Raw genomic sequence first — 22,099 nt, 5'->3', positions numbered from 1 at the left:
TACTTCACCCTGACAAGGTTCTAGCGACTAGGTGCAAGGTTCCCTGCAAGCGGGATGTCGGCATAACCTCCACTAGGTACATCCTGTTTAACTGCGTTGAGTTCATCACAGCAAGCCGCTGTAGATTCGGTTCATAGGCAACTAACAAATTCATAGTACGGTTATTTTCAAAGGGTTATGGATTTGTTGGTTAAAAGCTCAACAGGGGTAAGCTTTAAGTAACAAGTCACAAGTTAGCCCCTGTTTAACTACGCTAAGCTTATTACAGCAAGCTTCCAATGAATCGGGATTTAGAAATAGATTCGGTTCAGGGGTAGTTACGTTTTTTGTATCGTTATGACTCTCAGTGTTTGAAAAAATAGCTGCACAGGATGCGCTTATTTTTAAATGTTTGGTTGAGCAGGGTAAGTTTTTGTAAATGAGAAGGTTAGTTAATAGTGGTGAGTGCATATACTTACTGGCATACGACAACTAAAACGCAAGGCAAGTTAGATTTTTTTAATTTTATCAAAGCTTTTTAGCATATTTCGCAAGTGTATGGCAGTTCATACCGTAAACCATCAAATACTTGACAAACCATGGGGTTGCTTCACGCTATTTCTTTACTCATTGTTTTTACCGCACTTTTTAGTTTTATCAATTATCGATACCTCAAAGTAGCCTCTGCTGTGGGGGTAATGCTTGTTTCGTTGCTGTTTTCAGTAGGCATTGTCATTGTTGGGCAAATAGCCCCACAACTGTTAGCAAAAACGACTGAAATGATTGTCAAAATTGATATTCAGGAAAGTTTCCTGGAAATTATCCTTAGTTCGTTGTTATTTGCCGGCACCATTCACATAGATACCAAAGCCCTGCTCAAAGAATCACAAACAGTGATTGTACTGGCTGTATTGGCTGTTATTATAGCTACCTTGGTTACTGGTAGCTTGCTGCACTTTGCCTTGGGGTTGGTGGGTGTTCATTTGCCTTATATTCATTGTTTGCTTTTTGGGGCACTCATTGCTCCCACCAACACTGTCATTGTTACGGCAATTTTCAAACAGGTTAAAATATCTAAACAATTAGAAACCGATATTGCAGGAGAGTCACTTTTTAACGACAGTATTGCCATTATTGTGTTTTTAGGTATTTTAGAAATTACTAAAGCAGGCAACCAAAACCTTGAGGTAATGTATTTGCTCAAAATATTTGGACGCGAAGCACTCGGAGGCATTGCCTATGGGTTGTTGTTGGGTTATGTTGGGTTTCGCCTACTAAAAACGGTGCACGCCAACAAGGTAGACTTTCTTATTACATTGGCTATAGTAGTAGGAGGGTATGATCTTGCCAAAATATTGACCGTGTCAGCACCATTGGCAATAGTTATGTCAGGGCTTACCATTAGTGCTTTGCGCGAACGCGAAATACATATACTTGAGGTGGCGCATAACAAAAAAAAGATCGACGAAGAAATAGAATACCGTAAGCATGTAGATGTGTTTTGGGAGTTGATAGATGAAACCCTCAATGCTGTTTTGTTTATTTTTATTGCCTTTGAAATCCTGGCCATCAAACTTCGCCTTGACTATGTGTGGGCGGGGGTTACTGCTATTATAGTAGTATTGTTGGCGCGCTTTATCTCAGTTGCTATAGTAATTCCTTTTACCCGAATCAAGACAAAACGCTTCAGAGCCATTGCTATTTTTACCTGGGGTGGTATCAGAGGAGGAATTTCACTGGCATTGGCTTTATCACTTACCAATCAAATGTCGCGCGACCTGATCATTACCCTCACTTACTTTGTCGTTGTTTTTTCAGTATTGTTCCAGGGGCTCACCATTGTATCTTTTGTGGCAAAACTACAGGGTAATCCTAAGCCTAAAAGCAATTTACCTAACATAGAGTCAGATGTTAACTCAAAAACCCTAGAGTAATGGTCTACTCCAGGGTTTGATATGTTTCTTTATAACAATATAGCTGTTCATTGTACTTTTTTACTGCCTAATTGATGAGCCAACAGGCTTGGCTAAAAAATACAGTTTTAAAGTTTACTTATGTATCATCACCTTCTGAAGGTTTATGGCTAATGCCTAGCTCTTTTTCAAGGTTTTTAATTTTTGAAGCCAAATCTGCCTCTTTACGTGCTTGCTCTTCCTCTAAGTCTCTTATTCTGCGTTGGTATTTTCTAATTACCCGGTTTACACGGGCTTTCTCATCTTTGATAATTTCTTTACGCATATTCTTCATCTTCACCAGGTTCTGCTGAAGCTGTTCGCGAGACTCTTCCAGTTCTTTTTCACGTCTCTGCATAATCTCCTGAGTTTCTTTCAACTCAGTAAGGCTTTGTAGCATTTTGGTCTCTTGCACCTGTAGTTTCTCACTTTTTGCTTGAGATTCTTTCAGAGATAAGCGGGTTTGTTCGCCCGACTTCACCGTATTGATACTGATGGCAATGTTATCTGAGACCGTTTCGATAAATTGGCGTTCGTAAGGTTCAAACTTGTTAAATGAGGCCAGTTCTATAATTCCGTGAATTTCATTATTGGCAATGAGTGGAACAATCAATATTGCTTTTGCCATTGCTTCACCCAAGCCCGATTGTATAGTACTGTAGCCATCAGGAATTTCAGTAATGTAAATAGACCCTTCTTCTTGAAAAGCCTGCCCCACCAAACCTTCTCCTTTTTTCACGGTTCGGTTCAGGTATTTAAACCTGTCGTAAGCATAGCAGCTCGACAAAAACATTTCTTCTTTTTCTTTATCCAATAAGAAAAATGCACCTTGGCTTGCCTTGAGGTATTTCACCAACCCCGAAATAACATATTTACCCAAGTCTTGTAGAGTACCGCTGTGGTCACGTAATACGTTATTTATATTGGTGATACCTTCATTAATCCAACGACGCTGTTGGTCTTCAATAGACAAGTTACGAAGGTTGTCGCGCATTTCAAGCAAGGCCAGCCCCAATACATCTTCTTCGCTTTTGGCTTCATACTGGTAGTCAAAGTTTCCTTTACCTACATTTTCGGCAAAAATAGCCAGTTGGCGAGTGCTTTCAATCAGTGTATTAAGTGCTTCATCTATTTTACCCAATTCATCTTTATAAACTTTAGAGGTTTTATGAGGAAAACGCCCCTCTGATAACATCGTGATTTCTTTCTGAATTTTGAGCATTGGACGTGATAAACTTCTTGCCAACCAAAAGCCTAACACAAAGTTGGCAAAGAACAACCATACCGAAATAGACAATAGGTTATTCCTAAAGTCAGTTACTGCCTGAAGCACTTCCGCCTTGTCAATTTCAGTAATAATTGCCCAGCGTTTGTCAAATATATTGACTGGTGAATAAGTGTAAATTACGTCATTGCCCAAAAAATCCTGTGTGATAAACTGCCCGGTTTGACGGTTCAAGGCATTGATCGTAGCCAGGGTGGTGTTTTTGCGCATAAGAATGGTAGTCTCCAGTCTTTTTATTTTTTTTACTACCGATGAGTCAAAGCCAGCAGCAAGCATGCGGGTATAGTACCTCAGGGGGTTTTCGATAATAGAGCGAGTATTGGTTCTTACTTTATAGTCACGCCCCACAATATTAGTTTCTCCGGTAGCTCCCAGGTTATTCCAGGTTTTCTTACTGGTCATAATCTGGTTTATTCTTTCGTCAGAGAGTTTAAAAATCAATACCCCAATTTTATTTACACCATTGTATACCATAGTAGCAATAAAACTGGTAGGCTTGTAATAAGCTGGAGGGTAAAAGTTATAGTCAGCAAATACTACATAGCCCTTTTTATTGGCTTTCATTACTTTGCGAAAAGCATTGGTAAGATTGCTACTTTTTAGGTAACTCGTAAGCAGGTTTTCGCCCAGGTCAACCGATTTATCTACTGTATAAATCACATTGCCCTTGAGGTCGGTCAACATAATGTCTTTAAAGCCAAAAGTTTGGCTATACTTGGCAAATCCAGGGTGGTATTTGAGATGGGTTTCGTGGTAGATGTTATCTGCCCTTACCCTGTTCCATCGGTATTTAAAACCTATTGGGTTGGGGTTGGTGGCTATATAGTGGTATTGTAAAATATTTTTACGTTGGTTGGGCTCTTCGCTCAAAAAGTGTTCTACGGTGTAGTTTTGCAGCGAGTTGCTGTTGAGTTGATGTACAAACTCTTGGCGGTAAAACTCCTTAAGTTTGCTACGTAACTCATCGGTTGGTACGATCAGTTCATTTAGGTCTTCATAGTTTTGTTGAAACTCCTGCAGAGCATCAATAGTACTTGAATTTTCAGAGAGGGTAAGCAGTTGGTTTTCTACATTTTGGTAGTACTCTTCTACTGCTTGTTTTTTGCTTTTGGTGACTGACTCGAGCAATTGAAAGGATTTATCCTGAAGCAAGCGTCTACCATCGATATAACTGGTTACACCAATGAAACCCTGGGCAATCACTGACACTACAAAAAGCGCCAGTTGAAATTTAGTAAATAACTTTAAGTTTTTAAAAAATTCTAACATTCCTCTTCAGTCATAAACAAACAGTGATTGGATGATTAAATTGCCCCATCTTATAAGGCAATTTAATCAAAGATTTCGACTTAGTTAAGAATGGTAAAAAAAATATTTTTTGACCATTCTTTGTGCGAAACAGTTCTAAGGAATAGTACCAAAATAAATTTATATTTTTAACGTCATCTTTCGCTGACAGAATTCGTTAAAAAAAACTTGCCGTAGCGCTGCTATGCCGCGTTTTTTTGCCTCTCCTGCCAACAAAATATTTTGGCGTTACTATAGAACTTTATTTTTACACCATTCCTAAGGGAGCAACCAGTAAATAAAGTACGTGTTTTCAGTGAGAGGTTTTGGTTTGAGGCGAGGCAAATTTTGCGAGCGTAGCCATAGCTACGGTCAAAAAATTTAACGACGCATCAGGGCGAAACATCCACTGTCAAATGCGTATACTATTTGTTGGTTACTCCCTAATAGCAAATACCAGTGTACTTACAAACGTTTGATCTCTGCACCTAAAGCGTTTAGTCTTTGGTCTATGTACTGATAACCTCGGTCTATCTGCTCTATATTGTCTATAATGCTGGTGCCTTCGGCAGACAAAGCCGCAATAAGCAAAGCTACCCCAGCCCTAATGTCTGGTGAGGTCATTCTGATACCTCGTAGCATGATTTGTTTATTCAGCCCATTTACTGTAGCCCGGTGTGGATCGCAAAGAATAATCTGCGCACCCATATCTATCAGTTTGTCAACAAAGAACAAACGACTTTCAAACATCTTTTGATGAACTAAAACCGTGCCTTTTGCCTGAGTAGCTGTTACGAGCACTATACTCATAAGGTCGGGAGTAAAACCTGGCCAGGGGGCATCAGCTACTGTAAGTATAGAGCCATCCATAAAGGTATCTATCTCATAGTGGTCTTGTGCCGGAATATAAATATCATCTTTCTTAAACTCCATCTGAATGCCCAAACGCTGAAACATGTGAGGAATCAGTCCTAACTGATCTATGCGGCAATTTTTGATGGTGAGTTCTGATCCTGTAATAGCAGCCAAACCAATAAAGCTGCCAATCTCAATCATATCGGGCAGCAAAGTATGTTCAGTGCCTCCTAGTGTATCTACGCCCTCTATTTTGAGTAAATTAGATCCAATGCCCTCTATTTTTGCTCCCATGCGTACCAACATTTGGCACAACTGCTGAATGTAAGGTTCGCAGGCGGCATGATAAAGGGTGGTGGTGCCTTTTGCTCTGACGGCAGTCATGATAATATTGGCAGTTCCTGTGACCGATGCCTCGTCTAAATGCATATAAGTACCCTGTAGTTGGGTAGCATCTACATCATATATATTAGTTTTGATGTCATAGTTAAACTTTGCGCCTAATTGCTGAAACCCCAAAAAGTGAGTATCGAGGCGGCGTCGCCCAATTTTGTCTCCTCCTGGTTTGGGTATACGGCTACGTCCAAACCTTGCCAACAAAGGTCCCAGTAGCATTACTGAACCCCGCAGCGAGGCCGCTTTTTGTTGGTACTGAGCAGAGGCAAGGTAGTCGAGGTTTACATTGATGGCATGAAACCTATAGGTGCCTTCTTTCAGCTTGGTTACCTCTACCCCCATGTCCTGTACCAATTCTATCAATTGGTTTACATCCCTTATATAAGGAATGTTGTGTATAACCATGGGTTGGTCGGTGAGCAGTGTAGCACAAATAATTTGTAAAGCTTCATTCTTGGCTCCTTGAGGAGTGATCTCTCCATTGAGCTTATTGCCTCCTTTTACTTCAAAAGATGCCATTAAGTTATAGGTAGATTTAAGGTTCTGTAGTATACAATTGTTTTGAATAGAAAGGTTGCAGAATTTTGGGTGAAATAAAAATTATAGACCTATTATTTTAGCGCTTGTTTAAAATCGAGCAGGAGTCACATATGATGGGTTTTGTATCCTAAGAATGGTTTCTTGGGGTAAAATACAATCTTATAGAAAGAAATGGGTCATTGAAAGCAACGGCTTGAAGGAGGGGAGAAAAGTGTGTGGTAAAAAGCAGGGCACAAAGTACAACCGGGTATAAAAAAGTAGGGGAGAAGCATAAAAAAGGGTGAAGTTTGTGATAAACTTTCACCCTGTATAATGATATATAATATAAACATTAATAATTAGTTCCGGCGTTTACGTCCGTCGCTGCTTTTACGTCCACTTTTACTACGGTGTCCACCACTTTTGCCTTTGTCTTTTTGGTTGTCCAGTAGTCGGTCTTGCTTGATTCTTTCTACCAGGTCAGGGGGCAACGGCTTGCCCGAAATTTTTTCTATATGCCCCAATACAGTCTCATCATCTATGTTGTCTTTGTTCCAGCTTATATAGAAGCCTTTCATCAAACGTGCTACATACACTACTGCTACCAGTTGGCTTTCCAGGTCTTCTTCTTCTAATGCCTTTTCTACCAGCAACTCTATATTTCTGCCGTAGTGCTTATAGTGCAATCGGTTAGAGTTGTACGCCAACATTTTAGGCCTTTTACCCAGTTTGTCTTTAGCTGGCATAGGGAAAGGGCTCTCTATATCTATTTCAAAACCCGACATAATGTACAAGTCATCCCAAAGTTTGTTTTGAGTGTCTTGTGAATCACGCATGTTAGGGTTGATCTGTCGCATCAAATCTATCAGGGTATAAGCATACTGGGTGCGTTGCTCGCGGTCTTCAAGGTTGGCTATGTAGTCGGCAATTTTTTGAATATTTCTACCATATTCTTTCATTGTCAACTTGGGGCGTTGGGTATTATAATTGAAGCTAGCAGAATTACTTTCTTTCAAAGGTTGATTCGCTGACTCCTGATTTTCTTCGTTCATCTTTTCAATTTTTTGAATATTAAATAAAATTTTATGAATTGAGTTGCTTTTTAGATGTGCAAACAAGAGAGGACGGACGGGGGCATGTTGCGGTTCGTCTCGAACTACTATTTGTTCATGTTGCAAACTTATTCATGAATTTTGAGTTTAGCAAAACTCAATAGCAAAGTTTTTTCTCCAGCTTTCTCAAAAGCAATCACTGCTTTGCGGTCATTGTTATGTGCTTTTACCGCTTTTACCATTCCCAAACCAAACTTTAGGTGTTCTACCTTCATTCCTGCCTGTAGGTTTCGGGTGTCACTAGGTTTGAAATTGGGCGAAGGTTTGTGGGTAAAGTTTTGCGCTGGAGCAGACCTTTGCGGGCGTAAGTTTTTTACAAAACTGGTATTTACATGGTTCGCTGCATTGGTTTTGCCTTGTCCCTGTTCCAAAAAACGAGGGTCAATCTCTTTTAAAAAACGGCTGGGCTCACAGTTTTTTATTCGCCCATATTGGTAGCGGCTGGTCGCAAACGAAAGGGTCAGTTTTTTTTCGGCACGGGTAATCGCTACATAAAACAAACGTCGTTCTTCTTCCAGTTCGTTGCGGCTCGATAGTGCCATTTGCGACGGAAAGAGCTCTTCTTCCAGCCCTACCACGTATACCTGCTGAAACTCTAGCCCTTTGGCAGCGTGTATGGTCATCAGGGTCACTTTTTCTTCGCCATCGTCTTCGGCTTCATCAGCACTGGTAGCCAGCGACACTTCCTGCAAAAATGCACTCAAGTCTTTTTCCTGATTATCAGGATTGTCCACAAATTCTTTGATGGCATTCAGCAACTCTTGTACGTTTTCGTAACGCGACAATCCTTCAATAGTTTTATCTTCGTAGAGGTCTTTCAACAAACCCGACTCTTTGGCCACCAGCGAGGCTGTTTCAAAAGCGTCTAACTTGGTAGAAGCATCTTCAAATTTTTTGATCAGCTCGGCAAATCCGGCAATAGCCGTAGTGGCACGCCCGGTTACATATTTCCTAATATTACTAATGACTTCCCACAAGGGCAACTCACTTTCATAAGCAGTGGCCAATACTTTTTGCAAGGTAGTGTTGCCTATGCCTCGTTTGGGTAGGTTAATGATTCGTTTGAGGGCTTCTTCGTCTTTGTGGTTTACTGTGTAGCGCAAGTAAGAGATCAGGTCTTTGATCTCACGGCGTTGGTAAAACGACAAGCCTCCTATAATTTTGTATTTGATATTGGCTTTGCGTAGGGCTTCTTCTATGCTTCGCGATTGGGCATTGGTGCGGTACAATATAGCAAAGTCATTGTTGCCCAACTGGTGCTGCATTTTCTCCTCAAAAATAGATTGCGCCACCATTTTCCCTTCCTCATTGTCCGACATCGCCTTAAACAAACGAATTAGGTTGCCATCTTCGTTTGAGGTCCATACATCTTTTTGTAATTGGGCTTTGTTTTTGGCAATCAGTGAGTTAGCTGCTTTTACTATAGTTTTGGTAGAGCGGTAGTTTTGCTCCAGACGAATGGTTTGCAGGGTAGGGTAGTCTTTCTCAAAGTTGAGAATGTTTTGAATATCGGCTCCCCGAAAGGCGTAAATACTTTGGGCATCGTCACCCACTACACAAATATTATGGTGGGCTGCCGCCAAACGTCTTACAATCAAGTATTGCGATAAATTGGTGTCTTGAAACTCATCGATGAGTAAGTATTTAAATTTTTGCTGGTATTTTTGCAGTGCTGCCGGGTGGTCTCTGAATAATATATTGGTATTGAATAGCAAGTCGTCAAAATCCATCGCGTTTGACTTGATGGCACGCTCTTGGTAAATCTTGTAAATGCGCCCTATCTCAGGTCGGCGATACGCCCGGTCATCTTCGGCATAGATGGGGTTGTTTAGGTACTCACGGTAAGAAATAAGTCGGTTTTTTGCGCCCGAAATCCGATTGAGTACCACATTGGCTTTGTATACCTTATCGTCGAGGTTGCGTTCTTTTACAATGCTTCTTATCAACGATTTAGAGTCGTCAGTGTCATAAATAGAAAAGCTACTGGTGTAGCCGATTTTGTCAGCTTCAAACCGGAGTATTTTGGCAAAAACAGAGTGAAAAGTACCCATCCAAATATCTTTTGCCTTGTCGCCAATGATTTTTTCAATTCGAAGGCGCATTTCTCCGGCAGCCTTATTGGTAAACGTTAAAGCCAAAATATTGTATGCGGGCACCCCAGTGCCTATCAGATGAGCAATACGGTTAGTCAATACCCTGGTTTTACCCGAACCGGCACCTGCAATAATCATAATAGGCCCATCTTTATGCAATACAGCTTCCCGTTGAGGGTCGTTCAAGCCTTTGATGTAATCATCCATTTTTGTCTGCTAATTATATCTGTTGTTTTGAGGTGTAAGTAGCGGCAAGTTTTTGATAGTAAGCCTGCACCTTATTTTTTTATGTAAACTTCAATACCATACCAGGCAAATTTCATCATTTACACATCCTTCAAAGTTACAAAAAATACCAGATATTAAGAAACAAAGTCAAAGAGTGATGGTAGGAAAAAACAGTGGGGAGGGAGCAAAAAAAATCCTGCTCTTGGTTCAACAGCAGGAATATACAATGAGCTTGTCAATACAAAACACCTTTCTAATCTTTTACCAGCCACTCCCTGGCTTCTTCTTTTGAGGTAAAATACCTTGTGTCCAGTGTTTTTCCTTCTTCACCTTCCATTGCCTGTTCAATAGACATTTGCGAAAATATTTCTTCGGCAATGATAAAGGCTACTTTTTTTATACCTGCTTCTCTGGTTCTTTTGATAATGTATTCATTTGTCCACTGTTGCAAATCAATGTCAATGGTATACTGAAAATTAAGGGTGTTGATCAATTGCCTGGATGCTTGGTGGGTTTCAATCAACTGAGCCACTTTTATTAACTCTTTCTTGTAGTCATCCTGCGTCATCATTTGGCTATCTTTTAGCCAGATATTGTGCATTATACCCGTCTCTTTTTCATAAAAGATGTGTTGATACTTACTTTGGTAAAGGTTTTCTTCCATTTGAATATGATGCTATGTAAATAAAAGATTAATTGAGACTGGCTGTAGGGTGGATAAAATCAAAGTTGAGCATTTTGGGAATGCTAAACCGTAGATTTTGCCATAAAAAAGGTTGTACTTTAGTACTTTTGGGAGGAAACTTCAAAAATCTTTCCAGTTTGTAATGCCCTTGGCATAAGTGCTCATAATAACGCAGTTGGGCAAGGATAACCACCACAAATGAATGAAATATGAATAGAAAATAAATGGAACTTTTCCGTTGATGCTCAATATTTTTAAACAACCCAAAAGCTTTTGTTGTTTGCGTCAATAGTGCTTTTTTCATTGCCCTGGTGGTGTCAAACTGATTGGCAAAGTTTTTTATGCCCTGAGTACTGTCTTTGTGCAAATCGTTGATATCATTGATAAACTGCACCAAAGCCCCCAATTCATAAATCATTGTATGCTCCGAAGCGTCTATAGGCAAGGGCAACACTGCCCGACATAGCAAGGTAGTATAGCCACATTTGTCTTTGAGAATTTTTATTAAATCTTCTGATGGTAAGTCTGGCTCAAACTGGCGACGGCTGGCTACTTGTGCATCCAGCGATGCCCAGTAATATTCCCTGGTTTGGACTTGATTGTCTGCCGAAAGGCACGATTCAAACGCTTGAAAATAAGCAGTATAGAGCTTTTCAAAGGGTGTTTTAGGCGTATGATTGACGGGTGCATAGAGAAAGTTTTGGGTGTGCGCAAGGCTACCTTCTGGCAAGTCGTCAATCAATATGTCAGAAATACCCAGCAAAGCCCCCGAAAACGCTGAAGCCCGTTGGGTGGCATTGTCTAATTTGGTTTGGTGCAGTTGAGCAAACTGCTCACTCATCCACAGGGTTTCCACCATATACCATTGCATTTTTTTGTGCATACGTGGGGTAATACTCCCGTCATTATATGCCTCCGCTGCCTGTATAAAAGGCTGCATCATTTTTTGTACTTTTTTGTGCAAAGTACCACTTTCACGGTTTGCCGAGCGCATATCAAGCGTAAGCTTGCCCAAACGATATAGGTTTTTGAAAAAGTTCATGGGTTTCGAAAAGTTTAAAAACTGCCTCCATAATGAATGGTACCTTCCCAGCCTATGCCACACTGAGGCAACCATTCCCTTACTTGCCTCAATGACTTTGGAGCGAGTGGGTTGCCCGATAAATAAAGCGTATCTAAATGCTGGAGCTGACTCAGTGCTTTGGGTAATTCGGTGATTTGGTTATGGCTTAAGTCCAGCGTACTGAGTTGCTTGAGTTGGGTAATGCCAGGGGGAACTTCTAAAATGTCACAATCTGCCAACCAAAGGTTATGTAGGTGGCTCATCTTACAAATATTCTCAAGCATAGCAGTACTTATATTTGACAAACGAAATACCAAGGTTTGCAATTGAGCGAGGTTTATAATGCTTTTTGGGAGCGAATGTAGAGGATTTCGCCCTAAAATTAAGGTGTCTAATTGGGTCAATTGCCCTATTTCTTCAGGCAGTGTTTCCAGTTGATTTTCGCGTAAGTCTAAGTGGGTCAAGGCTTGCCAATGCTGAATGTTGGGGGGAAGCGTTTTTAATTGATTGTTTGACAAGTTGAGTTTTTCTAAAGAAGCAAGTTGCCCTATTTCAGGTGGTAATCTTTCTAACTGATTGTTCTGTAAAAGCAATTCTTTACACGAGGCAAGCTGCCTTATTTCGGGAGGTAAACTGCTCAACTGGCACGAAGTAAGTGCTAGATATGTGAGTTGGGTAAGTTGCTTGATGCTGGCAGGTAGAGATGTGAGCGGATTATGTGATAACATGAGCCTCTTAAGAGGAAGCAGGCATAGCAAATCAGGGAAGCGTTCTATTTTGTTGCCTGTAAGGTTTAATTGTTCTAACTGGTGTAGTTGGGCAAGTTCTATTGGCAAAGCATCGAGGCTATTACTGGCAAGGTTTAACTGCTTTAAGTTATTTAATTGACCTAACGAAGGAGGTACCACTGATAACTCTTTTTTCTTAAGCGAAAGCCCCTGTAATTTTTTCAAATACCCGAGCTCTAATTCGTGTTCAAGGCAGAGCAAGGGGTATTTTTGTAGCAATACTGCCACTTCTTGAGTGTAAAAGCTTGACAAGTTTTTACAAAGTTGAAAGGCAATGGCCACGTTTGCTTTGTTTGCCGACAGCAACAAACGTTTAATTTTTTCGGAGTCTTCTTTGCTCATATTTGTTTACTCTCCTCTCAACATTTGTGGCAACCAGGTCACCATTTCAGGAAAAAACACCACTGCTGCAATGAGCAATAACTGAATAATGACAAAGGGCATAATGCCCCGATACAAATGCCCGGTTTTTACTTCGGGTGGGGCTACTCCTTTCAAATAAAACAGGGCAAAGCCAAAGGGAGGTGTCAAAAACGAGGTTTGCAGGTTCATAGCCATTAATATACCCACCCACACCAAGTCGAGCCCCATTGCCTGAAAAGTAGGCACCACTACTGGAACAATGATGAAGATGATTTCGATAAAATCGATGAAAAAGCCCGCTACAAACATAATGAGCATGACCAAAGCCAGAAAAGTGTATTTGTCGAGGTTGCTGGAGTTGATCAGTTCAATGATATAATCGTCGCCTTTGAGCCCTCGAAACACCAACGAAAAAGCCGAAGCCCCAATCAAAATGATGAACACCATGGTAGAAATGTGGCTGGTAGAGCGCATGACCTGGCGCAGTACTGGTAGTGAGAGTTTTTTCTGAAACAAAGTAAGCAAAGTGGCTCCCATTGCTCCTACAGCGGCGGCTTCGGTAGGTGAGGCGATGCCCGCAAATATAGACCCCAACACCGATACAATGAGTAACAAAGGCAATACAAACGCCGATATTACCCGTTTCCACATGCCTTTGGTTCTAAAGGCGGCTACTTCTTCTTTGGGCATGGCAGGGGCTTGTTGGGGGCGCACCAGCGAAAACCCCACAATGTAGAGAAAGTACAGGGCTACCAGCGTAAACCCAGGGATAAAGGCTGCCGTGAACAAGTCGCCCACCGATACATTGAGCACGCTCCCCAGCAAGACCAATACCACGCTAGGAGGGATGATTTGCCCCAAGGTGCCCGAAGCGGCTATAGTACCCGTGGCGAGCTCTATGCTGTAGTTTCTACGGATCATAGTAGGCAAGCTAATAAGCCCCATCGTAATCACTGTAGCGCCTACTACCCCAGTAGATGCGGCAAGCAAAGCCCCCACTACTACTACAGAAATGGCCAACCCTCCGCGCAAGCGCCCAAAAAGCAACGCCATCGTTTCGAGCAGCCTTTCGGCAATGCCTGATTTCTCCAGCATAATGCCCATATACACAAACAAAGGCACCGCCAACAATACATAGTTGGTCATGATGCCATAAATCCGCAGCGATAACAGGTAAAAAAAGTCGAGATTAAATACGGCAAGGCCTACCAATACCGACAGCCCCCCCAAAGTAAATGCCACCGGAAAACCTGCCAAAATGCTGATAAAGATGAGAATAAATAGTTTGATGGGGAGCGAAATGCCCAAGTCGATGCCTAAAAAACTAAATAACGCCAGTAAAGTACCTACCAAAATAAAGAGTGTACGCATGACCACAAACACCTTGTTTTTGCCTGCGTTTTCGTCTTCCGGGTGGGCTTTGTCGTGGTTGTCTTCCCAACGAGCAGTAATAGAACTGAGGTCTTCGCCCAATACAGCAAGCATTGACTCAAACAACAGCGCCACTGCCTGCAGCAGCAAAAAGACAAAGCCAGTAGGAATGGCCCCTTTGATAATGTAACGGGCTGGCAAACCACCCGGATCGGGGGAGCCTTCGAGGTAGCCATAAGACACCATGGTGTATTTCCAGGCGGCATAAATGACCACTACACAAAAAGGAATAAGAAAAATAATACTCCCCAAAAGGTTGATCCAGGCTTTTTGCCGGGCGTTCATCCGAATATAAAAAACGTCTACCCGCACGTGTTTGTCATGGCGCAAAGTATAGCCAGCACAAAACAAAAATACCAAGGCAAACAAGTGCCACTCCAGGTCGAGAAAAGCCACTGAGGTAGTTTTGAAAATATAGCGTTGGGTAACGTCGAAACATACCAATACCACCAACGCAGTGGTGAGCCAGGCGGTGTTTTTTCCCACCCAGTTGTTGAGGCGGCTTACTTGCAGAATATAGCTTTTGAGTAGGGTTTTCAATGGGGTTGTAGTTAGTTTTAAAACAAGCTCGAATCTTTTTTCGGCGTCAAATATATAAATAATTGGCAGGTGGGCATAATCATTTACTGACAGAGTCAGGTAAACTACAAGTTTGGTATAGTAGTCATCAAGCCCATCAATGCCGTAAAACACTCGTTGGCAAAGCCAGGGAGCTGTTGCCATTGCTCTAAGGGGAGCTTACGGCTTAGCTTTAAAAAGGGCATTTTTTGCAAGTGCTGTTGCAGTGTCTCAGGGCTAAAGTTGGCCAAAGGCAGGCAATTGTCCTCGCCAAAGTGATGCTCCCAGGGAGTGGTGTTTACCCCAATGTACCAACCGTGGGCAGGTGTAAGCTTTGGGAGGTGGTGGGCAATGGCAGTGCGATGCAAATGCCAACTTTTTTCGGCAAGCATCAGCGTACAGCTAAACTCGTTGCCCCACCAACACATCGTCCTGAAAGCAAATACATCGGCACGGCTAAACAGCTTGGGGTAGTCGAGCACCAAGTAAGGCAGTTGTCGGTACTGCTCTCCTTTAGATATTTTACCCTTGACTACATCTACTGCATCGGGAAAATCAAAATCGAGTTCGGCTACTGCAGCCTTTAGTTGGGTTTGGGTGCTTTCCAGCAATTGGTGCACCTTGGTTGTGACCTGGTGTTTGGTCAGTAAAAACTCAGTATCTTGTAAGTAATTCAGTTCTTTTGAAGAAAATGCCATCAGTTGAGTATTTGGTTGGTAGCAGGCAAATATAGGTGATTCACATCAAGTGAAAAAAGCATTGGTGAGCAGATAGCAGGGGGGAAGCAGGTAAATAAATTTTTATGCGACAAAGGTTTGGGCATCCCAAAAATATTGTATACTTTTGCCGTCCCTTGCAGTAACACTATATGCTTACGTGGTGGAATTGGTAGACACGCTATCTTGAGGGGGTAGTGCCTATTACTGGCGTGGGGGTTCGACTCCCCCCGTGAGCACACTCAAAGTAATAAAACCCTTTGTAAATCAATGATTTGCAAAAGGTTTTGTTTTTGTGGGGTACAGTTTAGGGTACACTTTTTTCTTGAAAATTTTCCAGACAGGATTTAAACTTTATTTTTAGGCTTCACCTGTTAGTTACTCGCTTGCTTTTTCGAATCAAGTTCGAAACAGGCGAACTTGACCTTGGGAGGGTGGTATCTTCACGTCTTATCGAGACCTCGAACTTTGTAAGCTTCAGAGAGATTTCTTATTTTTTATAAAAAAGCCTTATAAAAATAACTCCCTCATTGTCAATTTTATAACCATCATACACGGTTTAATGTGAAACTACTGAAGGTGCCTGGAGCTTTTTTAGTAAGGGTTACTTGCATAATTTTGTTCTAGCAAATATATGAAGCAATATCAACGTTGTTGGCGCATAACAAACCAATCAAATAGTCATACAAAAATCACCCTTGCTTATAATACAAAGCAAGGGTGATTTTTAGTAAGTGATTCAATGGTATGGCGTTAGTTGTTCACCTTTTGAGGTTTCAAACTTAGCAATTGCTGCAGGGCATTGGTTTTTTTGTCCTTAAAATACACCGTTACGTTGCCTTCCAATACTTCTTTTTTGGCAGGCAGGGTATTTACTATCACCGACTCTATCTTGGGTAGCAGTTCTTCGAGCAACTCATCCGAGAAATTCTCTTTAGGTATTTTTCTCAATATTTCGCTGGGGCGCAAAAAGAGCATAAAGTTACTCTCTTTGGTTTTCTTGAGCATTTCTTCATTCAGGTTGGTTGCCTTGGCTGAGGTAATAGCCTCTTTAAACTCCTCAGTAGCAGTCAAAAACACTGCGTCATCTGTTACTATTATCTGAGGGTCAAAACCCAACAATGGTATTACCGGGCGGTAGATGTTGTCTTGCTTTTGCAAAAGCCCCATTTCTGTATATTTGCTCAGTAGCTTCTCTAGTACCTTGCGGTTATTGAGCCCAATGCCCAATACCAACTTGGCACTAGCCTTTTGTAAGTTGTTCAGTTCCAGGTCTTCCACCGCAGCTACCAGGTCTCCACTCAACATCTCGGCTACATCTTTTACCGTCAAGTCCAGTTCTTGCAATGTTTTCAAAGCCTCCGCGTCAAACTTGTCATACGCATTTTCTTCTTCCATAATCTTTCTGATGTCTTTCATGCTAATACTCAGGCTCATCAGCAGCAATGGATCTTTAATGGGCAAGCTTTTAATGACGTTTTCATTACTGATACCCAGCACAGTTTGGTACTTTTCGGTGGCTTTACCGTCAAACATGGTCTTGCCATTCATCACTATTTTACCTTCCAGAAAATCAATATAAGAAGTGCCATACTTGGTAGCGTTTATCAGGTTGGCTATAGTAGGCGATAGTTTGCTGTACATCTCTACCGAAGGGCTAAAGTTGCGGGTTTCTTGTTGGTTTGCCCAAATGGCAATGTCGTGGTTTTCGCCTAATAAAGCTTTAAACTTCTGGTTGTTGTTGTCCAGAGCATCAGCGGCAGTAGTTTTGCGTAGTTCGGCCACTTTGCTCACCAACTCTTTGTTTCTATTGGCTGCTTTAAACTCATACCCTACTAATAAGCCAGAGCCTTCTTTCCACGAGAGAATAGTTTTGTTATCTAAAAACACGTGCTTGCTGTCTTTATTTTTCACAATAGTGATCCCCTTATCAGTGGTCAAAGCCTTCTCAAAAGCTGCTACATCGGCGATCACAAAAGTCAGGGCAAAATGATTTTTATTGCGATCTTTTGACACTTGCCCATTAAAAACAGACAGCTTTTCGTCTTGATCTATAGAGCTAATCACCCTTTCGACCAACTGCTGAAGACCAGCAACTTGTTTACTGTCTATGTCTACATCAAGTTTTTGCAAAAAATCAGCCTTGAACACATCTCGCCAGTTGGGGGCTTTTTCTGAGATTTGTTTCAAATCAATGACGGCTGCTATCGAAGCCGTTTTAGGAATGTGTACTTTGCTCACTGCTTGCTTGTTTTTTTTGCCACAGGCAACCAGCATTGTTCCTACCGCCAACATGACTAAAAGCGTTCTAATCATTGGTTGGTTGTATAAATGTGTTTTGTAGATTTTCATTGGTGTAAAACTGTTTAAGTATGGAATGGTACTGCCAGTACCCCACAACCAGGGCAGGTGTCCCGTTAAGTAATATACTCGTTTAACTTCGGCTTTTATAAATCGCTAAAATTCAACGTGATAGAAAAAGTGTAGCTATCTAAGGAGCAGGGTGTACCTAGTCCCTAGAGCCTAGTCCCCAGAACTTTGTCGGGGTTTTTAACTACAGGTTTTATAAATCGCTAAAATTCAACGTGATAGAAAAAGTGTAGCTATCTAAGGAGCAAGGGTGTACCTAGTCCCTAGAGCCTAGTCCCCAGAACCCTGTAGGAGCTTTTAAAAGCACTTATGCTTCAAGTATGTACAAATATATTTTTCCTTGATTAAATCTCTAAAACTTTCAGGTTTTGTTTGATAAAATGTTGATAAAAAAGCCTGAACTGGCACTCAGGCATGGCAGGTTTTTCGGGCGTTGAGGAGGTGTTTGTTTCAGTTCCTGGAGGAGCTTTTGCCTTGAGCCCAATAAAAAACCCCCAAGAAAGTGTTCAAGAGGGTAATATTATACAGGACAACAGGATTGTCTAAAAATAAATCTCAGTTTTGGGCAACGATTGCTGTATCCTTTGCCTTTCGGGGGCGCTAAACCTATTGCCATCAAGATAAAGACTTTGTAACTGCGATAGTTGCCCTATTTCTACTGGTAACACATTGAGCTGATTAAAACTCAGGTTAAGCCTGTGCAGATTCTTGAGGCGGCCTATCTCAGCGGGCAACACTTTAAGGTTGTTGCGCTCCAGGTCTAACCAAATCAAATCAGATAAAAACCCAATACTGGAAGGCACCTCATTTATGTTGTTATCGTGCAAGTATAAAAACTGAAGCTTGGTAAGCTGGGCTATAGCTTTGGGTACTTCATTTAGTTTTGACCCCTGCAAATCTAGCTCTTTCAAGTGTTTGAGTGGCTCAATCATGTGGTATTGAAAACACTTGAGGGGGTGTTCTGACAAATCACTGTACAATGACTTGGGTATATGGGCTATATCCAGCTTTCGCAACGTTTCAAAAGCCTTGTCTATGTTTTCTGCCTGTTCACTGGCAAGCAACTTTCCTGCATTCTCTATCAGTGCGTCCATGTCTGTTATTATTACTGTCTAAAGATGGTTTGCTTGATTTTAATTGAGCAATGTCATACTGCTCTAAGTACACTTTAAATTACAAAAGTAGCGCTTTCGAACTGCAATGTCTATGAGCGCCTTAGCTACGTGGTTCCTTACAAGATAAAGCTTAACCTTTGACAGAGAGAGCTCAACGAAGCTAAGTAACGTGTTCGCCCCGTAAACGGGATTTCGGGCGTAGCCCTCAACAATAACCCCGATAAGAAATCGGGACTTTGAAGCTGTCCGATTTAGAATAAATTAGCTTCGCAGAGCTTGAACTTCGTTCTGCGGTTCGCTTCACTGCCTTTCGTTACCCCGGCAGTTCCGCCGGGACTATGAGCTTTTATTGCCCGTAGCAGCGCTACGAGCGCAAAAACCGATGGCTAAAGCTTCGCTTTGCCGAGCTCTGCCAAAGGCTAAATGCCTCAGTCAGTTGTGCGTATTTGCCCCAAAAACCAGAAACTTATTTTGAGCACGTTACTAAAAGCAGATACTGCCTTCTTTTAGATTACTTTGTTTTTTACATTTTACTAAGGAATGATGTAAAAATAAAATTATACAGTAACGCCAAAATATTTTGTTACCATTCCTTCTAAAATCTATTGTTTTATTTTTTATCTACAATATAGTGGTTTTTCACTAAACGAACTCATCTTGTCTTTTTATCTTAAGTCGAAAAGTAGAAGCTTTAGTTTTCCAATACCTTAGGTAGTTGATAAGTAAAGGGTTTATATCCTGTTTTTTATGCCAGGTATGAGTTCAACAATGAATTAAGAACGTCTGTTATCAAAAAATTGTTTTGCACAAAAAAAACAGCGCAGTAGCATAGGCATTAGCGGCAATAAATGGAGTGTGGTGATGTCAAATAAATGCGGTAAGTGGGCAGTAGGGGAGGGGGTAAAAAAAAATTGATGTACTAAATATTTAGTACACCAATTCACCAAATTATATTACACTTATTAATGTTTTTTGTCTTTTTCAAGTATTTAGAATATCTTATCCCATTGTTCAACTTCACATCCTTTGAGTATTCTTTATATTCTAAATGTTTAAAGTTATATACTAATTTTTTTAAATAAAGTTTCAGTGAAAGCGAATTTTTTAGATGTTTGATGTGTTTTTGTATGTATAATATTCTTTTTTATAAAGAAAAAGCCATAGTAAATTCTAATAAAATCTGATTAAGTAGCCTGTTTAAGTATTTATTTGTTAAAATATTGTTAAGAGAAATGTCTTTTTCAATAACAATACCTTTGTAAGAAAAAAATGTGATTTTACTTATAAACTCTCCAAATTACTCCTACTCTAGCTTTCGGTGGCGGCTCTTCTTATCCGGTCATTGATTGCCCTGCCCAAGCCTTTTTCGGGCATAAGCTCAGCCAATATAATTTCTACAGGTTGATTGTCTAAATAACGCATGCCTGCAAATAACCCTTGCGCTGCTTTTGCCAGCTCGCCTTCAGCCGATAACACCACCTGCTGATTTTTGGGTACTTGTTCATAAGTTTTTCTAAAAGACAAAATGCCCACCTTGTCGCAAGGGTACTGGGGCAACAGTGCCGCAATATCTCCAATAATCATTTTTTTTTGGGGAGCATAATGACTCTTGAGCATGCCCGATGCCTTGGGGTTTGACGAAGAGTGCCTTACCTCCTCTACTTTGCCTGTGGCGGCTTCTATGTTTTCTACACTGATGCCTCCCAAGCGATAAATGGTAGTTTGGTTGTTTTTTACTTCTACTATAGTAGACTCAATACCCACCTGGCAAGGACCCCCATCTATAATGTAGCTCACTTTGTTTTTGAGCTGGGCTTCTACATGCCCTGCTGTAGTAGGGCTAATGTAGCCAAAAGGGTTGGCGCTGGGTGCGGCCAATGGAAAATCAAGTTGTTTGAGCAGCTCAAGAGTCAGAGGGTGGTTAGGAATACGTACCGCTACTGTAGACAATCCTGCGGTAACCAAGTCAGGGATCAAATCATTTTTTTCCAGCAGAATAGTCAGCGAACCAGGCCAGAACTGTTTTGCCAGCTTTTTTGCCTTTTCAGGAATATTTTTGGTAAACTGCTGCACCTGTTCTATACTGTGGGTGTGCACAATCAAAGGGTCAAAGGTAGGGCGGTTCTTTGCTTCAAATATACGGGTTACTGCTTTTTTGTCAAAGGCATTGGCTGCCAGGCCATACACAGTTTCGGTAGGTATGGCCACCAGTTTTCCCTGGGTTAGCAGTATGCTTGCCTGGGTTAAGTTCTGACCAATCAATGTATCCATTTTTTTATTCTTTATGATTTGGTGATGGAAGCTGTCTCATTATAGGTTTTAAGAGAATGAGTTATACCTGGCAGGTTTCTAAAAACCTGCCAGGTATTCAACAAAGACAGCCTCTATATATGTTTATCCTTGTTGAATGCCGTTTTTTAGTATTTGTCCAAACCTGTATACATCTTCAAACGAGTTGTACAAAGGCACCGGGGCTATACGTATGCTGTTGGGTTCACGCCAATCGCCCACTACTCCGTGGGTGTGCAAATAATCAAACAATTTTTTTCCTTCTTGGGGTACCAACAACGACAACTGACATCCTCTTGCCTCTGTTGGGGTGATAATTTCTATAGGGTAATGGCTGTTTTGACCCACCTCACGAATCACGAATTCAAGGTAGCCCGTCAGTTTTTTACTTTTGGCCGTAAGCTGAGGCATACCCGCTTGAGCAAACAGTTGAAGCGAAGCCAAGTGGGCTGCCTGTAGCAACACTTGTGCGTTGCTTAGTTGCCAACCGTCTACATTGGGCATTGCCTCAAAGCCTTTTTTCATCAAAAACCGCTCATCTTCGTTGTGCCCCCACCAACCCGCAAGGCGGGGCAATGAAGTGTCACTAGCATTTTTTTCGTGAATAAATACGCCTGATATTCCACCAGGGCTTGAGTTTAAATATTTATAAGTACACCACACCGCAAAATCAATGTTCCAATCGTGTAGGTGCAAAGCCACATTACCTGCAGCATGGGCCAGGTCGAAACCGACGTAAGCCCCCACTTTGTGTCCTGCCTTGGTAATGGCATCCATGTCAAACACTTGTCCGGTGTAGTAATTTACCCCACTAAACATGACCAATGCCACCGATTCGCCCAAGCTTTCAATGGTTTGTACAATATCTTCGGTGCGCAACGTATGTTCGCCTTCGCGTGGGCTTACCTCTACCACTGCATCTTCATAGGCAAAACCGTGTATTTTCGCCTGCGATTCCATAGCGTATGATCAGACGGAAACGCACCTGCCTCCATTACTATTTTATAGCGGGTGG

At 41.5% G+C, this 22,099-nt stretch carries 14 protein-coding genes and 1 tRNA gene; 2 read left to right on the top strand and 13 right to left on the bottom strand.

What is annotated here, in order from left to right:
* The first annotated feature begins 578 nt into the window (after window positions 1-578).
* Window positions 579-1,913, top strand: coding sequence for a cation:proton antiporter (locus tag M23134_RS34550; protein ID WP_002704977.1), 1,335 nt, complete (start codon window positions 579-581; stop codon window positions 1,911-1,913).
* A 118-nt stretch (window positions 1,914-2,031) separates the two neighbouring features.
* On the opposite strand, the gene M23134_RS39415 is transcribed toward M23134_RS34550, so the two are convergent.
* The 9 genes from M23134_RS39415 to M23134_RS34505 all read right to left on the bottom strand — a co-directional run bounded on the left by M23134_RS39415 (window position 2,032) and on the right by M23134_RS34505 (window position 15,292).
* On the bottom strand, window positions 2,032-4,485 hold the full coding sequence (locus M23134_RS39415) for a GAF domain-containing protein (protein ID WP_002704976.1): 2,454 nt from the start codon (window positions 4,483-4,485) through the stop codon (window positions 2,032-2,034).
* Window positions 4,486-4,968: 483 nt separating this feature from the next.
* Window positions 4,969-6,273, bottom strand: coding sequence for a UDP-N-acetylglucosamine 1-carboxyvinyltransferase (gene murA / locus M23134_RS34540; protein ID WP_002704975.1), 1,305 nt, complete (start codon window positions 6,271-6,273; stop codon window positions 4,969-4,971).
* Window positions 6,274-6,632: 359 nt separating this feature from the next.
* Window positions 6,633-7,325 carry a DUF4290 domain-containing protein gene (locus tag M23134_RS34535; RefSeq protein WP_157558797.1) on the bottom strand — a complete coding sequence of 231 codons (693 nt, stop codon included), beginning with the start codon at window positions 7,323-7,325 and terminating at the stop codon, window positions 6,633-6,635.
* A gap of 128 nt (window positions 7,326-7,453) precedes the next feature.
* Window positions 7,454-9,685, bottom strand: coding sequence for an ATP-dependent helicase (locus tag M23134_RS34530; protein ID WP_002704972.1), 2,232 nt, complete (start codon window positions 9,683-9,685; stop codon window positions 7,454-7,456).
* A 274-nt stretch (window positions 9,686-9,959) separates the two neighbouring features.
* A complete protein-coding gene (locus M23134_RS34525) occupies window positions 9,960-10,370 on the bottom strand; it encodes an STAS/SEC14 domain-containing protein (RefSeq protein ID WP_002704971.1) in 411 nt (136 codons plus the stop codon).
* A gap of 28 nt (window positions 10,371-10,398) precedes the next feature.
* On the bottom strand, window positions 10,399-11,433 hold the full coding sequence (locus M23134_RS34520; RefSeq protein WP_002704970.1) for a hypothetical protein: 1,035 nt from the start codon (window positions 11,431-11,433) through the stop codon (window positions 10,399-10,401).
* Window positions 11,434-11,447: 14 nt separating this feature from the next.
* Window positions 11,448-12,584 carry a leucine-rich repeat domain-containing protein gene (locus M23134_RS34515; RefSeq protein WP_002704969.1) on the bottom strand — a complete coding sequence of 379 codons (1,137 nt, stop codon included), beginning with the start codon at window positions 12,582-12,584 and terminating at the stop codon, window positions 11,448-11,450.
* 6 nt (window positions 12,585-12,590) lie between these two features.
* A complete protein-coding gene (locus M23134_RS34510) occupies window positions 12,591-14,759 on the bottom strand; it encodes a TRAP transporter large permease subunit (protein WP_082226768.1) in 2,169 nt (722 codons plus the stop codon).
* On the bottom strand, window positions 14,681-15,292 hold the full coding sequence (locus M23134_RS34505) for a hypothetical protein (protein ID WP_002704967.1): 612 nt from the start codon (window positions 15,290-15,292) through the stop codon (window positions 14,681-14,683). The genes M23134_RS34510 and M23134_RS34505 overlap by 79 nt, the downstream gene beginning before the upstream one ends.
* Window positions 15,293-15,464: 172 nt before the next feature.
* Between M23134_RS34505 and M23134_RS34500 the strand changes: the two genes are divergently transcribed.
* Window positions 15,465-15,549, top strand: a tRNA-Leu gene (locus tag M23134_RS34500).
* Window positions 15,550-16,063: 514 nt separating this feature from the next.
* Here M23134_RS34500 and M23134_RS34495 read toward each other — a convergent pair.
* The 4 genes from M23134_RS34495 to kynU form a co-directional block, all read right to left on the bottom strand.
* A complete protein-coding gene (locus M23134_RS34495) occupies window positions 16,064-17,662 on the bottom strand; it encodes a hypothetical protein (protein ID WP_045114922.1) in 1,599 nt (532 codons plus the stop codon).
* Between the two features lie 560 nt (window positions 17,663-18,222).
* Window positions 18,223-18,774 carry a leucine-rich repeat domain-containing protein gene (locus tag M23134_RS34490; RefSeq protein WP_002704964.1) on the bottom strand — a complete coding sequence of 184 codons (552 nt, stop codon included), beginning with the start codon at window positions 18,772-18,774 and terminating at the stop codon, window positions 18,223-18,225.
* 1,329 nt (window positions 18,775-20,103) lie between these two features.
* The gene (locus tag M23134_RS34485) at window positions 20,104-21,066 is read right to left on the bottom strand and encodes an L-threonylcarbamoyladenylate synthase (RefSeq protein ID WP_002704963.1); all 963 of its coding nucleotides are present in this window, start codon (window positions 21,064-21,066) and stop codon (window positions 20,104-20,106) included.
* A 123-nt stretch (window positions 21,067-21,189) separates the two neighbouring features.
* Window positions 21,190-22,044 carry a kynureninase gene (gene kynU, locus M23134_RS34480; RefSeq protein ID WP_075164107.1) on the bottom strand — a complete coding sequence of 285 codons (855 nt, stop codon included), beginning with the start codon at window positions 22,042-22,044 and terminating at the stop codon, window positions 21,190-21,192.
* Window positions 22,045-22,099 lie beyond the last annotated feature (55 nt).

Source organism: Microscilla marina ATCC 23134, from assembly GCF_000169175.1.
GTDB classification, from domain to species: domain Bacteria; phylum Bacteroidota; class Bacteroidia; order Cytophagales; family Microscillaceae; genus Microscilla; species Microscilla marina.
This window is presented reverse-complemented; position numbering and strand designations above follow the sequence as displayed.